The sequence below is a fragment of the Gluconobacter sp. ESL1110 genome (assembly GCF_058107395.1).
In genome coordinates, this window is sequence record NZ_JBYLUK010000007.1 from 546,211 (window position 1) to 561,467 (window position 15,257).

The 15,257-nt window shown below is 55.0% G+C and carries 16 protein-coding genes and 1 tRNA gene; 6 read left to right on the forward strand and 11 right to left on the reverse strand.

Annotated features, from left to right (window positions below; all coding sequences use genetic code 11):
• Positions 1–22 precede the first annotated feature (22 nt).
• Positions 23–493 (forward strand): MgtC/SapB family protein, encoded by a 471-nt coding sequence (locus AC3B6F_RS06595; RefSeq protein WP_023944334.1) that lies wholly within the window; start codon positions 23–25, stop codon positions 491–493.
• 216 nt (positions 494–709) lie between these two features.
• Here the strand turns inward: AC3B6F_RS06595 and AC3B6F_RS06600 are convergent.
• From AC3B6F_RS06600 to infA, 5 genes are all read right to left on the reverse strand, one after another.
• Positions 710–785 (reverse strand) — tRNA-Phe (locus AC3B6F_RS06600).
• A 61-nt stretch (positions 786–846) separates the two neighbouring features.
• Positions 847–1,023 (reverse strand): DNA gyrase inhibitor YacG, encoded by a 177-nt coding sequence (locus AC3B6F_RS06605; RefSeq protein WP_023944333.1) that lies wholly within the window; start codon positions 1,021–1,023, stop codon positions 847–849.
• Positions 1,020–2,066, reverse strand: coding sequence for a ribonuclease E/G (locus tag AC3B6F_RS06610; RefSeq protein ID WP_489823769.1), 1,047 nt, complete (start codon positions 2,064–2,066; stop codon positions 1,020–1,022). The genes AC3B6F_RS06605 and AC3B6F_RS06610 overlap by 4 nt, the downstream gene beginning before the upstream one ends.
• On the reverse strand, positions 2,063–2,710 hold the full coding sequence (locus tag AC3B6F_RS06615; protein WP_489823770.1) for a Maf family protein: 648 nt from the start codon (positions 2,708–2,710) through the stop codon (positions 2,063–2,065). The genes AC3B6F_RS06610 and AC3B6F_RS06615 overlap by 4 nt, the downstream gene beginning before the upstream one ends.
• A 13-nt stretch (positions 2,711–2,723) precedes the next feature.
• Entirely contained in the window at positions 2,724–2,942 is a 219-nt protein-coding gene (infA, locus tag AC3B6F_RS06620) for a translation initiation factor IF-1 (RefSeq protein WP_007282896.1), read from the reverse strand.
• Positions 2,943–3,221: 279 nt separating this feature from the next.
• Here infA and AC3B6F_RS06625 point away from each other — a divergent pair, with 279 nt between their 5' ends.
• Positions 3,222–4,802: a DUF6311 domain-containing protein gene (locus AC3B6F_RS06625; RefSeq protein ID WP_489823771.1), complete on the forward strand. Its 1,581-nt coding sequence runs from the start codon at positions 3,222–3,224 to the stop codon at positions 4,800–4,802.
• A 17-nt stretch (positions 4,803–4,819) separates the two neighbouring features.
• Here the strand turns inward: AC3B6F_RS06625 and hisD are convergent, their stop codons facing one another.
• Positions 4,820–6,118: a histidinol dehydrogenase gene (hisD, locus tag AC3B6F_RS06630; RefSeq protein ID WP_489823772.1), complete on the reverse strand. Its 1,299-nt coding sequence runs from the start codon at positions 6,116–6,118 to the stop codon at positions 4,820–4,822.
• On the reverse strand, positions 6,115–6,819 hold the full coding sequence (hisG, locus tag AC3B6F_RS06635) for an ATP phosphoribosyltransferase (protein ID WP_023944328.1): 705 nt from the start codon (positions 6,817–6,819) through the stop codon (positions 6,115–6,117). The genes hisD and hisG overlap by 4 nt, the downstream gene beginning before the upstream one ends.
• Positions 6,820–6,937: 118 nt before the next feature.
• On the opposite strand from hisG, the gene AC3B6F_RS06640 reads away from it, so the two are divergent.
• Positions 6,938–7,381, forward strand: a complete 444-nt coding sequence (locus AC3B6F_RS06640) for a GntR family transcriptional regulator (protein WP_034880806.1) — start codon at positions 6,938–6,940, stop codon at positions 7,379–7,381.
• Positions 7,378–8,301, forward strand: coding sequence for a slipin family protein (locus AC3B6F_RS06645; protein WP_489823773.1), 924 nt, complete (start codon positions 7,378–7,380; stop codon positions 8,299–8,301). The genes AC3B6F_RS06640 and AC3B6F_RS06645 overlap by 4 nt, the downstream gene beginning before the upstream one ends.
• Before the next feature lie 2 nt (positions 8,302–8,303).
• On the opposite strand, the gene AC3B6F_RS06650 is transcribed toward AC3B6F_RS06645, so the two are convergent.
• The gene (locus AC3B6F_RS06650) at positions 8,304–9,209 is read right to left on the reverse strand and encodes a LysR family transcriptional regulator (protein WP_489823774.1); all 906 of its coding nucleotides are present in this window, start codon (positions 9,207–9,209) and stop codon (positions 8,304–8,306) included.
• A gap of 128 nt (positions 9,210–9,337) precedes the next feature.
• Here AC3B6F_RS06650 and AC3B6F_RS06655 point away from each other — a divergent pair, with 128 nt between their 5' ends.
• A complete protein-coding gene (locus tag AC3B6F_RS06655; RefSeq protein WP_023944324.1) occupies positions 9,338–10,111 on the forward strand; it encodes an SDR family oxidoreductase in 774 nt (257 codons plus the stop codon).
• Positions 10,112–10,155: 44 nt separating this feature from the next.
• On the opposite strand, the gene AC3B6F_RS06660 is transcribed toward AC3B6F_RS06655, so the two are convergent.
• From AC3B6F_RS06660 to AC3B6F_RS06670, 3 genes are all read right to left on the reverse strand, one after another.
• Positions 10,156–12,762, reverse strand: coding sequence for a TonB-dependent receptor plug domain-containing protein (locus tag AC3B6F_RS06660; RefSeq protein WP_489823775.1), 2,607 nt, complete (start codon positions 12,760–12,762; stop codon positions 10,156–10,158).
• Positions 12,763–12,947: 185 nt separating this feature from the next.
• Positions 12,948–13,580: a guanylate kinase gene (gene gmk, locus AC3B6F_RS06665; RefSeq protein WP_211567942.1), complete on the reverse strand. Its 633-nt coding sequence runs from the start codon at positions 13,578–13,580 to the stop codon at positions 12,948–12,950.
• Between the two features lie 95 nt (positions 13,581–13,675).
• The gene (locus tag AC3B6F_RS06670; RefSeq protein ID WP_489823776.1) at positions 13,676–14,941 is read right to left on the reverse strand and encodes an AI-2E family transporter; all 1,266 of its coding nucleotides are present in this window, start codon (positions 14,939–14,941) and stop codon (positions 13,676–13,678) included.
• 174 nt (positions 14,942–15,115) lie between these two features.
• Here AC3B6F_RS06670 and pqqA point away from each other — a divergent pair, with 174 nt between their 5' ends.
• Positions 15,116–15,196, forward strand: a complete 81-nt coding sequence (gene pqqA / locus AC3B6F_RS06675; RefSeq protein ID WP_010502998.1) for a pyrroloquinoline quinone precursor peptide PqqA — start codon at positions 15,116–15,118, stop codon at positions 15,194–15,196.
• Positions 15,197–15,257 lie beyond the last annotated feature (61 nt).

Sequence of the window (15,257 nt, forward strand, 5' to 3'; positions counted from 1 at the left end):
GCATTTTGAAAAGGAGAGGGACGTGCATTTTACCCAGACATTTGACGCTCATTCTTTCCTGGATACTTTTGGAAGCTATCTGGCGGCTTTTGTGTTCGGAACGATGATCGGTGCAGAGCGACAGTTCCGGCAGCGTACGGCGGGTCTGCGGACGAATGCTCTCGTTGCGATTGGGGCGGCTGCATTCGTGGATCTGGCCGAGCGAATTGGCGGAGATGTCTCTGCCATTCGCGTGATTGCTTATGTCGTATCGGGGGTAGGGTTTCTGGGGGCGGGCGTCATTATGAAGGATGGTCCGAATGTCCGTGGCCTTAACACGGCAGCCACGCTTTGGTGCTCTGCGGCGATTGGAGCCTGTACAGGCTGCGACATGATTGCAGAAGCGGCATTGCTGACCGCATTCATCCTTGGCGCGAATACTGTTCTGCGTGTGCTGGTCAAGTGGATTGATCGACGTCTGCCAACGCAGATTGAACCTGTGGACCGGGAGTAGTCTGGTAAAGGGCGTATTGAATTGGTTGGATGGGCAGCTGTGTGACGGAGGCTGAATCTGGTGTCCGCCATCAGCAAACGCTTTATTTCAGCACCAAAGCATTTCCCGTAATATATCTCGCGGAGCCATGGCCTGTCTTGATGCACAGGAAAGGTCTGACGCAGAGCAGACGGTAGCAGGCCCAAAAAAGCATTTTACCAAATTTTAGGGGATAAATGGTGCCCAAGACCGGGATCGAACCAGTGACACTGCGATTTTCAGTCGCATGCTCTACCAACTGAGCTACTTGGGCACCGGGCTTAAGGTGAAACACCCGCTGCGGAAACGGGGTGTAGCTCATGATTCGTTCGGGATCAACCCTTCGATTCGGGATTATTGTCCAGCTCTTCCTCATTGTCCTGTCTGAAAGAGGGAACGCGGTAATTTCCACTGAACCAGCGGCCCAGATCTACGTCTGCGCAGTGGCGGGAGCAGAACGGCCGGAAGGCGGGTTCCGTGGGGCGATGACAGATGGGGCAGGTTGCACTCATGACAGGCTCCAGCTTTCAGGCGCCGCGTTCGGGTTCAGAACCAGCTCTATTGGAGCGGCGCGGCGGGATATGAAATCGTTCAGGGCATCCGGGTCACTTTCCAGTGCCCGGATGAGGGGGATAGATGCCGTCAGAAAGCGGCCTTTCCGCTCTTCCCGCAGAATGGTGCGTAACGCTGCCAGCGCCCTGCCATGTGGGGAGAACAGCAGTTCATGCAAGGGGGGACGTTTGCGTGGGCGGGTGACTTCCAGCAGGCCCGACGGTGTTGCGCCCAGAACCTGAGGCTTGAGCGGGTCCAGCGCCATGGCGTCGCGAAGGAAGCTGACCAGCGCAGGTCTTTTGCGCGTCTTGACGCCTGCGGGGTCGATGAGCAGCGTGCCGGAGAGATTTCTGAGACGGATCTGCTGGCTTAATGCAGGAAAGCTGGCGACATTCCCTTTGAAGTCGGGGTTGGCGTTACTATCGAGATCAATCGCAATAAGCGCGGGAGTGGGAAAGAAGCTAGCGGTTAGCAGGCCCAGATCAGCCGTTTCAGACCGCAGTTCCTCGAATTCGCTCTCTAAGGTGCTGTCAAAGACTCGCTGGCATCGCTGGAGTCTTGGGCGCAGTCGCACAGGCAGTCGTGCTGCGATGCCGGGGTCATCAATATGAAGTGACGCATCGGGATACCGGTCGGCTAGTTCTTCAAGAGGTGTAGGTCCCCGGACGATGAGCCGTGGTGTATCGCTGCTGTCCTGAAGAGGCTCTTCTACCTTGCGAAAACGCAGGCCTTTCCCGTTTTGCGCAGAGCGACTGACACGGACGGAGACAGATTGTCCCTGTACCAGCGTATCGCGACAGGAAAGAAAGCCGCTTTCTCCGTCATGGAGCGTGACGAAAGCCCCACCCAGAGCCGGAGCTACCGTCTGAACGCGTGCGATATGCCAGTCGTCGAGACCATCGGGGCGCCCTGGGCGCCAGAGCCCGATATCGAGAAGCGTATCTTGGTCCGTGACAGCAATCCGTACCTCGCCCGGGGAACAGGCGGCGCGGATTTCAATCACGCGATCCACCCACCCTGACGACGGGGCTGCCCGCGGAGAAGCTGTGCCGTTTCAAACAGCGGAAGCCCGACCACGGCGGAGTAGCTTCCGCCAATCTGTCGGATATGCGCAGCCGCCGCACCCTGAATCGCGTAACCGCCAGCTTTGCCTTGCCAGTCACCATTAGCGATCAGGGCATCAATCTGAGTGTCTGTCAGGCGATGGAACGTAACGGACGTTTCCACCAGACGCTCGTTGGCCACGCCGTCCACCCAACCCGCGGTCGGGCGAAGGGTAACAGCCGTCAAAACCTTGTGGTTCCGGCCAGACAGGAGGCGGAGACAGGCGCGGGCTGTCTTTTCGTCTTCCACCTTGGGAAGAATCCGCCGACCTACAGCCACAACCGTATCAGCGCCAATGACCAGAGCGGCATCCTGCCGCTGTGATGCTGCGTAGTCCGCCTTCGCACGGGCCAGACGCTGCGCCAGCGCACGGGGCAGTTCACCTGGGCGGGGTTCTTCATCCACGTCCGTGCTGACGACGTCATCTGGCACGATGCCGATCTGACCCAGAAGGGCGAGACGGCGGGGAGAGGCCGAAGCCAGAACAAGCGCCGGGCGCTTCAGACTGTCAGAGTCCGACAGTGAAGGCTGGGAGGGGGCCATGCGCCGCAGTCTCTTACTTGAAGCGGAAGGTGATCCGGCCCTTGGAGAGATCGTATGGCGTCATTTCAACATTCACGCGGTCACCAGCCAGAACGCGGATACGGTTCTTGCGCATCTTGCCGCTCGTATGAGCGAGAATTGTGTGCTCGTTGTCGAGCGTGACGCGGAACATGGCGTTTGGCAGCAGTTCCATGACGGTGCCGGTGAACTCGATGAGGTCTTCTTTTGACATGAGAATCCTTGGTACAGAGACAGGGTAGAGGTCTGCGCGAGGCAGTGGCGCCGATGGGAGCCTGAAAATCCAGTTCCGCTATGTGCGGACTGTCGGGCCAAACGTCAAGCTTGACGCAGCTTTTGGGGCATTTTTGCAGGAAAAGATCGGTTCTCTTCGTTCAAGGATGCGTTTTGTTAACGTACTTCCGCAGGATTGGCTGCTGACTGGGAGTCTCTTGTCGTGAAGGCTGGGGCAGCGCAATCATCTACGGATTAGTCCCGCCTGGCGAAGGAAAGCATGAAACCGTTTCGTAACAGAGTGCCTTCACTGGTTTGGACCATTATTGTCGCCCTTTTCCTGGGGGGAGCCGAAGGAATTCATTTGGTTTCGCTGGAGAGTCTGAGCCGCTTTCCGGTATTTCAGGATGGAATCCAGGCTGTGGCTGGGCAACGTTATTTTCTGAATGATGTTTGGCACTGGCCCTTGCTGGACACGAAATTTCTTTTTGCTCCGAAGGGAGCAAGCGTGGCGATGACAGACAGCACGCCTTTGCTGCTTCTGTTGTTCAAACCTTTCATTGTACTGCTTCCTGTAGGTTTTGTACCTTACAGGTTCTGGTTGATATTCTGTTTTGTTATGCAGGCTGTATCAGCTGTTTTAGCTCTTGCGGCTGCCGGAGAACGTCGAGTCCTCGCCTTGATTGCCGGTGCTGCCATGGCGCTCTGTATACCATTTTTTCTAGGCCGTATCATTCACCTTAGCCTGATGGGCCAGTTCCTGCTTCTTCTGGCTTTCGCGCTCTATTTTTCGCTTGTGCAAGGCAGAACATGGGCTCTGGTTTTAACACCGTTTTTTCTTGGGATTTGTCTGCTCATTCATCCCATTTTGATGTTGCTGGCCTTTGGAACTATTGCATCCTCGTTTTTAACGCTGCTGTGGATGCGGCGGAAGGAATGGCGTGCTGTTGCATGCACCTGCGCGGGAAGCGCAGCCCTTATTTTAGTCATGAGTAAAATGTTGGGATATTTTCGCTATGCCCATGGCGCTGGGGGGTATGGATTGTTTTCCATGAACCTCCTGTCACCGGTCTGGCCGATGCAATCGGATTTGCTAAAGCATTTTCCTAGGCTGCATTACGGTCTGCAGACCCAGTCCTTTGAAGGATATGTTTATCTTGGAGGGGGGCTGCTTGCTCTTCTGATCTGCGATCTTGTGTTTTGCAGGCGGATATTACTGAACGCTGCAAAGCGACATGCTGGATTATCGTTCTTTCTGAGTCTTATGACGCTCTATGCAATTTCCAACACCGGATATGCAGGATCTTACAAGCTTTGGCATATTTCCCTGTTGCCGCCGCTTGCAGATGTTTTTCGATCGAGTGGGCGGTGTTTCTGGCCAGTAGGTTACGGGCTCTTGATTGCGGCTATCCGTTCATCCCGTGCTTTCTCAAGGCCTGTCGGGAGCGCGGTGTTGGTTCTCTGCGCATTGTTACAGTTTTTGGATACGCGTTCCTTAAGGGCGCAGGCGCATGATCTTTGGAATGCAGATTTTCCCATTACGCCTGATACACTGGTTCTGACTGGGCTGATCACATCCTCGCGTCAGGTGGCTGTTTATCCCGTATCAGGTTGTGGACTGGACCTTTATGGGCCCGATGCGGATAGGATCATGACCGTTTTTCGCCTGTCTGCTGAACAAGGTAGGCCGATCAACACATTTTACTTGTCTCGCACGCCTAAAGGATTGTTATGCGATCATGAAATGCCGACTACCGAGCAACAGCCTGGGACACTTGAGGTCTATGTAGGGGGATTTCAGCCTGCACAGGGGCGTCGTTGTCAGGAAGTGAGTGGGATGAAGATCTGCCCGTCGCGGTAGAACGACGAGCAGACGTGTTAGATCCCAAGCTGATCCAGACGCAGACTGAGGCTCAGGGCGTGTGCGTCCAGACCCTCGGCCTGTGCCAGTGCCACGCCGGCTGGGCCGATCTTTTTCAGGCCAGATTCATCGGCTTCGATGGTTGTCGTACGCTTGATGAAGTCAAAGACGGACAGGCCGGATGCAAAGCGGGCTGTACGGCTTGTGGGCAGAACGTGATTGGGACCACCGACATAGTCGCCTACGGCTTCCGGGCAATACCGTCCCATGAAGATGGCTCCTGCGTGTCGCACTTTTGCACTAAAGGCGCGGGGCTCATCCAGCAGGATTTCCAGATGTTCAGGGGCCAACTGGTTTACGATACGTGCTGCTTCGTTCAGATCCTTCACGACAATGACGGCGCCGTGGTCAGCCCAGCTTTTTGCTGCGATGGCTGTGCGGGGGAGTGTCTGAAGTTCCGTCAAAACGGCCTGACTCACGGCGTCCCCGAAAGCGGCATCGGTCGTAATGAGGATAGCCTGGGCCTGCTCGTCATGTTCGGCCTGTGCCAGCAGGTCGATTGCGGCCAGACGCGGGTCGTTGTTGCCGTCCGCCACGACGACGACTTCCGACGGCCCGGCGATGCTGTCTATGCCAACGTGGCCGAAGACCTGACGCTTGGCTTCGGCCACGAAGGCGTTGCCTGGTCCGACGATACGATCAACTGGAGCAATACGCTCAGTGCCATAAGCCATGGCGCCCACAGCCTGAGCGCCGCCAATGCGATAGATTTCTTCAACACCACACAGACGGGCGGCGGCCAGAACCAGTGGATTCAGCACACCATCGGGCGAGGGAACGCACATGGCCACGCGCTGCACACCTGCAACACGAGCGGGTAGCGCATTCATCAGAACGGAGGACGGATAGGCCGCCTTGCCACCAGGAACATAGAGGCCGACAGCATCCAGGGAGGTCCAGCGCATGCCAAGACGAATGCCCTCGTCATCCGTGAAATCCAGATCTTTTGGTATTTGGGCCGCATGGAAGGCTTCGATGCGGCGGGCGGCCGTTTTGAGAGCTTCCATCAGATCCGCAGGCACACGGTCTGCCTCGCGGGCAATCTCTTCCGCGCTGATCCGTAGTTTGTCAGCCGGAAGCGTCAGACGATCAAAACGGGCTGTATAGTCACACAGCGCTTCGTCCCCACGGGCACGGACATCCGTCAGAATGGCACGGACCGGCTCGGCGACGCTCCGTTCCTCACTGCTGCGATCAGCCATCAGACTGGCAAAATCGTTTTCGAAACCGGCGTTGAGGGTATTGAGGCGCTTCATTTCGCTGCTGCTTCTTCGCTCAGGGCGGCACGGAACCGTTCGATCAGAAGGCCAATTTCCTCGGGCCGTGTCTTGAGAGCCACGCGGTTGACGATCAGACGGCTTGTGACGTGTGCGATGGTCTCTGTCTCCATCAGACCATTGGCGCGGAGGGTGGAACCGGTATCCACGAGATCCACGATGACACTGGCCAGATCAAGGGTCGGTGCAAGTTCCATGGCACCGTTCAGATGTACAATTTCTGCATTGATGGCGCGGGAGGCGAAGTGACGGCGGGCAATGGTCGGATATTTTGTTGCGACACGCAGGCGGGACTGAGAGGCGGCCGGATCTTCGATCACAGTTTTGGGGCGTGCGACGGAGATACGGCAGCCGCCGATCCCGAGATCCAGGGGCGCATAGATGTCTGGATAATCGAATTCCATGAGAACATCAGCCCCACAGACGCCAATGTGCGCGCCGCCATAAGCCACGAAGGTCGCCACGTCGAAAGAGCGGACGCGGACGACATCCAGATTGGGGTAGGATGTCCCGAACCGCAGGCGGCGGCTGCTTTCTTCAAGGCAATCCGCATCCGGCTCGATACCGGTTCGTTTCAGAACAGGGGCTAACGCCTTAAGAATCCGCCCTTTCGGGAGGGCGAGGATCAGCGGAGAGCCGCTCCGGTCTGAAGTGTCCGTTCCGGTCTGAGGCGCTGTCATGAGGCGTCTGTCCTTGCTGTCCGCAGCCAATGAAAAGAGAACAGCAGCGCATATCACGAAGCGGCGGTCTTCCAAAATTTCTTGACGGAAAGATTGCTATGATGACTATCTTGTATGTATGTCTGCAAACATAGAGACACTACTGTTTCCCACGCCGCTTCTGATGACCGGAGGTTTGCCGCTTCGTGTTCAGATGCGGGAGCGTATTCTGACGGCCATCGGGTCCGGGCTGCTCAAACCCGGAGACCAGTTGCCGACAATGCGGGCGCTCTCTGTCCATCTTCAGGTCGATCTCAATACGGTTCAGCGTGCTTACGCGGAACTAGAGCGACTTGGAGCCATCGAGACATTCCGGGCGCGTGGCAGTTTTGTTAGCATCCATCCGCCCCAGCCAGATCCAGGTCTGAGGGAGCGCGAGGTCATGGATCTCGCAGCTTCAACGATTGCCCGAAGCCATGCTCTGGGGCTTGAGCCAGACTATGTTCTTCAGGCGATGAAGACACTTCTGGAGTCTTCATCTTCTATTGCGCCAGTGTCGGGCCCCGGAAAGGGACAGTCATGATTCAGTATCCAACATTTCCGTCGTCCTCATCCCGGAGAGGTCGTGGGTTGCCCTTCAATGGGCTGGCAGCAGCACTGGCGATCCTGTGTTTTCTAATCGGGGTGGGTCTTCAGATTGCGACCCGCCAGATCGGATTTGTCATTGTTGGCGCGATTGTCGGGGCGTTTGTTCTTCTGTCTCTGAAGATGTGCAATTCCTGGCAACGGGCGCTGGTTCTTCGTGCAGGCAAGATCCAGGGACTGCGTGGGCCGGGTCTGTTTCTGATTATTCCGTTTGTTGATCAGATCAGTGAAGTGGTCGACCAGCGTATCCGAACAGTGCCTGTCCACACACGTCAGACTTTGACGCGCGATACAACACCCGTGGATGTGGATGCGGTCGTATTCTGGATGGTGCATGATCCGTTGCGGGCTATTACAGAACTGGATGACTACGAAGGCTCTGTTTCCATGGTGGCGCTGACGACCCTGCGCGAAGTGGTCAGCAGTTCGGATCTGGCCGTTCTGCTGGAAGACCGCAGACGCATTGATGATGAATTGCGATACCTGATTGAGGTTAAGACCCGGGAATGGGGCGTTACGGTTCAGGCCGTGGAAATCCGCGATGTTCAGTTGCCAGACAATCTGCAGGACGCCATGAGTCGACAGGCACAGGCCGAACGTGAGCGTGCCGCCCGGGTGACGCTGGCAAGTGCGGAACGGCAGGTGGCTGTGGAACTGGCCGCTGCGGCCAAGACGTATGAAGCTTCACCAATTGCGCTGCAGATTCTTCAGATCAATCGCGTTTTTGAAATGAACAAGAACCGCGGGACGACCATCCTGATGCCGACGACGATGGCGGATGCGATGGGAAATGCCACGGCTTTCGCAGCGGCTGTTCAGGCAGCAGCGCAAACGGATCGTGACACGACCACAGAGTAACGTCAGCCTGGGAGTATATGACGTTTGAGGAGGCGCTCCAGCCACTCCACGAACGTTGTAACTCTGTCCGTGGTATGATGCTTATGCGGATAGAGAATGGACATCGGCAAGGGCTCTGCGCACCATTCTGGCATGACGCTCACAAGCTCTCCGTTTCGAAGATGCTCTTGCACGTCATAGGCGGGAACCTGGATTAATCCCATCCCTGCAAGGCAACCTGCAATCAGGGCTTCCGCGTTATCAACCGTGATGCGGGCTGGAGGAAGGGCAGATTTATTTACGCCATTCTCCATCCATTCCCAGGGTTCTACACGGCCAGTCACAGGAGATGCGTAGCGGATAACATGATGCCGGGTCAGGTCATCCGGGTGCTCCGGGGTGCCAGACTGTTCCAGATAAGCGGGGCTTGCGACATTCAGAAGGGTGAGTTCGCCTATCCTGCGACTGATAAGTTCTGAGTCCTGAAGTGGTCCGACCCTCAGGACGCAGTCTGTCTGCTCCTTTACGAGATTGACGGCACGGTCCGTCATGCCCAGTTCGATGGAGAGGTCGGGGTGACAGGACAAAAAGTCTGGCAGTGCCGGCGTAACGATCAACCGTCCGATCCGGCCTGGAAGATTGACGCGTAGAACACCTGAAAGCCCATCGGTTTTTTTTCGAAACAAAGTATCGATGTCTTCCACATCTGCGACAAGGCGCAGACAGTGCTCATAGAGTTTTTTGCCATCCTGCGTGGGAGAAACAGCGCGGGTGGTTCTGGCCAGAAGCCGGGTTCGTGTCCGGATTTCCAGATCCCGGATGGCTGTGGACACAGTGGATCGAGGCATGTTCAACATGTCAGCGGCCCGTGTAAAACTGGATGTTTCAACCACTCTGATGAAAATGCGGAAAAGGTCGATCCGATCCAAGAGAACCTCGTCATATTGGGGAAGGTTTGTTCGAAATTCCTGACAGGTGTGATCAGGAATAGGGTCTTGGTCCTGTTTCGCAGGACGGTAGCCTGTGGGCCTTAATTGCGAAAGATGGAGACCCAATCATGGCAGATCATACGCTGAAGGGAAAAACGGCTCTTATCGCCGGTGGTGCCAAGAATCTTGGTGGGCTTATTGCCCGGGACCTTGCGGCTCAAGGTGTGCGTGCCATTGCCATTCACTATAATAGCGCAGAAACAAAGGGCGCTGCGGATGAAACCCTTGCCGCACTCAGGCAGGCTGGCGCCGAGGCCGTAGCCTTTCAGAAAGATCTGAGAACAGCAGCCGGAAACGCAGACCTGTTCAGAGAGACTGTGGCGGCGATTGGCCAGCCGGATATTGCCATCAATACCGTCGGAAAGGTTCTGAAGAAACCGATCGCCGAGACGTCTGAAGATGAATTTGACGAGATGTTCGATGTGAATACGAAGTCGGCATTCTTTTTTATCAAGGAAGCCGGTTTGCATCTCAAAGACAACGGTAAGCTTCTAACGCTCGTCACATCCCTTCTGGGAGCCTACACGCCATTCTATTCCACTTATGCAGGCAGCAAGGCAGCGGTGGAGCATTTCACCCGTGCGGCGTCCAAGGAATATGGAGCGCGTGGTATTTCCGTAAATGCCATTGGCCCTGGACCAATGGATACGCCCTTCTTTTATGGACAGGAAGGTGCGGATGCCGTGGCATACCACAAGACAGCGGCGGCTTTATCCGCACTGAGTAAAACGGGTCTGACGGATATTGAGGATGTTGTGCCGTTTGTGCGAATGCTTGTGTCTGATGGATGGTGGATGACGGGTCAGACCATTCTCGTCAACGGTGGCTATACGACCAAATAAGAAAAAACCGGTGAGGATATTTTCCTCACCGGTCCTGTTGGGCATTAGAATGTCGCGTTGATACGACCGTAGTAGTAACCGCCGTTGATCGGCACCTGTGCCGAGTTGGAGTCATAGACAGCAGCACCGTAGGAGCTTAGCTCTTCAGGCAGCTTGCGCGGACGAATGTTGAAGACGTTGTTGCCACCAACAGCGACATGCCAATGTTCGTTAAAGCGATAACCGACTTCAAGGTCTGTCAGCCAGCGAGGGGTATTCTTGAACTGAGCGAAGCAGGTGTTGGAGTAGCGGAGCGCTCCACCGGATGCGGGGCACGTTGCGGAAGCTGGCGTCCAGTCTTGATACGTCATCATGGATGTTGTTTCACCGTAACGGGTCTGACGAACATTCAGATCCCATTTTCCAATAGTATAATAAGCGTTGAGGATAATCTTGCTGCGCGGATAGCCTGTTGTAAGGTAGCCGATCGTCTGTGCATTAAGCAGTGGGCTGCCATTCGTATCACTTGCGATATGATGCATGCGGGTACGGTTCAGGTCTAGCGCCATGCTTAGTGCAAGATTGCCATAACGGTGCAGATGGAACGTATAATCTGCTTTGATATCGAGACCTTGCGTTCGCGTGCTTGCTACGTTTGCGAAATAATAAGCAGAAACATTGCTTATATCAAACGAATTCACAGGTAGAGCATAACCCATAGCCTGAATGGCATCGACGGCCGCTTGACCCTTGGTCGTACCACCCTGTGAAATACGATTACGCAGATTGATCTGGTAGACGTCCGCTTCCACATGGAAGCCTTTCACAGGTTCCACTACAACACCACCGCTGGAACTGACAGAATATTCCGGCTTGAGTGGGCTGGCGCCAAGAATGCGGGCAGCAGCAGAACTGACGGGAAGCAGACCACTGGCGCTGGTCGGGCTAACGCTCATGGTGCTGTAGTGCTGTTCCGCAAGTGTTGGAGCACGGAAGCCGGTGCTGATCGTACCACGGAATGCCAGCCACGGTGTCGCATCATAACGTGTTGAGACCTTGCCGTTCTGGGCATTGCCAACATCTGTGTAGTGCTCAAAACGCCCTGCGAAATCGAGATCCCAGTGCTTCAGCGGATGGAAGTCACCATCGATATATGCGGCCCAGATGTTACGGCTCCAGGAGCCTGCATTCTGGGGGCGTAGACCGGCATAACCCTGCGTTCCGCCAACTTCATAGGATGCGGGTTCACCAGCAACGATGTCATACATTTCCAGACGATGTTCGCCGCCAAAAGCCAGAACCATCGGCACCGTATTGAAAATATTAATCTTGCGTCGGAAGTCCAGATTATTGGTCCACTGCGCGTTACGATAGTTTAGTGCACGAACAGTCGTTGGGGACCAACCGCAACCGCTTGAGGAATAATTGGCCACGTTACCGTTATTGCAGGTCGATCCCAGCATACCGGTATTGGCTGTGTTCTTGTTGCTGATTTTGTCCTGGTCGGCGCCATAAACGGTGCTCAGATCCCAATCGAAGCCATAAAAATCGTGCCCTTTGAGACCAAGTTCTCCTGCATAATCATCTTCGTCAATGACTTCGAGCGGCGAGAAACCGGATGGGTAAAGTGTTGGTGCAATGCTGGGAACGCGATAATTCTGAATGGCTTCGGCATGACGGTGGGCATATGTAACCTGCCCGTAGAAATCGATTTTCTCTGTAATGGGCTTTCCGAAATCAATACCCAGATTTTCACGGGTTTCTTCCGGGGTGCTCATGATTTTGTTGGAGTCTGTGGGCACGCCTCGCGCGTTAGCCACAACGCCGGTGTAATAACCGTTCGTGTTGGCTCCTGCAGGCCAGTACCCCAGAAGACGATGATCTTTTGCTCCTGCAACGAAATGGTCTGTATGATAGACCTGCCCGCTGATGTGCATGAAGCCATCGTGGCCAAGTTTGAAGCCACCATCTGCATTAAGCTGGTACTGCCACCCATCACCGTTATAGGCATTGGCACCAGTCTGTGCAGACATGTTCAGACCATGGTCCTGCTTTTTGGTAATAATATTCACCACGCCAGCAATCGCGTCCGAACCATACATTGCGGCGGCGCCGTCTTCGAGAACCTCAATGTGGTCGATCATGTTGGCCGGGATCATATTGAGATCAACCGGCGTGGAACCAAACTGTGGTCCGGCATTCTGCACGATATTGGCCGTGACGTGACGACGCTTTCCATCAATCAGGATCAAAACCTGGTTCGGATTCAGTCCGCGCATTCGTATAGAGGACGTCAGAGCAGCCGTATCGCTTCCCTTGGCAGAGACGTTGATCGAGGCGTAGGTTCGCGTCAGTGCGTCAGCCAGATTCATTTGACCTGAACGACGAAGTGTAGCGGCTGTTACGACAGTCACCGGACTCGTGCTTTCACGCGCATGCTTATTGCTTGCATGCGTTCCCGTAACGATCATGGTTTCGTTGTTGCCAGCCTGCGTTGCCTGGGAATGAACAATCTGTTGCTTTTCCCTGGACAGCATCCTGTTGGTATGGCTGGCTGCTCGATAAGGAGGCGCCTGAACAACGGTAGGATCTGTTGCTGCGAGAGCTTGTGATTCTACGGAAGATGCCAGTAGGGATGTTGTTGTAAGAAAAAAGAGACGTCTTGATGACATACTGGCGACTCCCGGAACGGAATTTGATGCAGCTGATGCTGTCCCGGTAATTCATAATGAAATCGTTACGATATACTATGATAATTGTTATTTCGTAATGTTTTGTCGTTTTGTGGGTAGGTCATAAAAAGGCTGCCGTTATCTGAGGGCAGCCTTGCAGGCACTCTATGTGAAGATAGGACCAATCAGCGCGAAGGATTAAATCCCGCTACAACATTCACAAGGTTCCGTTGACGTCGCGTGGTGAGCCGTGCCGCTGTTAGAACGGACCGCGCCTGAGAGATGGCGGTATCGAGATCGGAGTTGACAATCGTATGATCGAACTCTGCCCAATGCGAGATTTCATTGAGTGCAGCGTTCATGCGCTTTTCGATTTCAGAAGGGTCGTCAGAGGCGCGCTTGTGAAGGCGACGTTCGAGTTCTTCCAGAGAGGGAGGCAAAACGAACAAGCTTACAACATCTTCCGGAAGCGCAGCACGCAATTGCCTATGTCCTTGCCAGTCGATGTCGAACACCATGTCATAACCAGCATCCAGGGCTTCCTCTACGGGGGATCGAGGAGTGCCGTACCCACGGCCGAAGACTTCTGCCCATTCGAGAAGGTCGCCGCCCTCAGCCATCGCACGAAAGGCTTCGATATCCCGGAAGTGATAGTGAATGCCCTCTACTTCACCGGGGCGAGGGCTCCGCGTCGTCACAGAGACAGAATGCTTGAGGCTGGGTTCTGACGCACGCAGGGCATTGGCGATCGTGGATTTACCCGCACCGGAGGGGGCTGAGATCACCAGACAGACGCCGCGTCGGGACTGTTTGGTCATGGAGGTCTCCTTGAGATGGTTCCTGTGCCGGACAATGCCGCAGCCTCTACCCCGAAAACCCCCTGTCTGACCAGATGTTCCTCAAATCAACCTTCTTAGGGTTCGGACTGAAGTTGTGCCGTGATGGCGCTGCTGAGTGACCGTCTGCGGGAGCCGCCCAGAATATGTCCAAGCGGGGCGAGGACTTCGATATGATCACAGACAATCTTGAAGACCGCGAGCATTGGAACGGACAGGAACGCGCCAGAAATTCCCCACATCCAGTCCCAGAAGAGCAGTGATCCCATAACAAAAACGGGGTTGAGCGTAAAACGCCGAGCCAGCAGCATCGGCGTAATCGTTTCGCCTTCCAACACATGGATCAGCAGGTAGATGGATGGGGGAACTAGTGCATAAAGCAGGGATGGAAAGGTAAAGAGCCCTACGAAAAAATATACCACAACACCCGTAAGCGGGCCGATGATGGGGATATAATTCAATAGAAAAGCCAAAACACCCCAGAGCAGAGGGTTGGGCATTCCCGTCGCCCAGCACTGGATCATGTTCGCCAGACCCACCAGGAAATTCATCATGGTGATGGTCGCCAAATAAAGAGATACGTTGCGCTCAATCTGGGTTGTGATCTGAACCAGCCGGCGCTTCTTCCGAAAAGTCGGCATGATTTCCACGATACGCCGGAGCAGTGTATCTCCTTCTGTCATGAGGAAGAACAGCATCAGCAGCATGGAGAAAAATCCTCCGGCGACTTCCCGTGTGCCGGCAAGAACAGAGGTGCCCAACTTGCTCAACGCTGTCTCTCCGCCAATAGGGGCCGTGACGGCATGAGAGCCTGAAGGGCGGTACCCGCCAAACACTCCGGACAGTCGTTGATAGTCTCGCTGCATCATTTCAATAGGGCCACGCAGAACGGCTAGTTTGCTCTGAAGTGCCGGAAGGGTCTGTGGAGCACGGGAGATCCAGCCAGCTGCAGGAACGGAGATCGTCGTGGCAATACCACCCACCACACCAAACATGGCGACGATCAGAAGCAACGCAGCCAGATGCTTGGGGAGGTGGAGCTTCTGTCGAAGGAAACGCATTGGGGCAATCATCATGAGATTGACCACCAGTGCGAAGACGAAAGGCAGAAGAATGGGCGCTGTGAAATATAAAGAATAGAAAACGGCCAGAATCGTCAGGATCAGAACACAGATATCCCGGACGTTCAGATGTTGACGCAATATGTCACGATCCAGCGTGGGGTCCGGCAGATCCTCGTCTTCTTTAACAAAGTCCGAAAGAGGACAAGGGGCGTCATCTTCCGGCGGAAGAGAGCCTTTCTGGCTGGGAAGTGCGGAAGGCTCAGTCGAACGGCCGGACATGTTTGGTGCCTGAATCGGAGGAGATGATGTTCAGGTGAGAAGACCTGACAGAGGACACAGTTGCGTGTTCTGCCCAAAAACCCTCTTGAACTCCAGTGGGAAGAGGTCACTAAATAATGATCAGAGCTGACGGGGGCCTGCTCCGTTGGCGAACCTGGAGCTAGGAGAACAGCCATGGCTTGGAACACGCCGAAAGTTACCGAAATTCCGCTGGGCGCAGAAATCAACTCGTACGTCTGCGGCGAGAAGAAGTAATCATCTTTCCCTTTTCGGGGAAATGGCGGCCGCCTCCCACAGGGGCGGCCGTTTTTCTGTT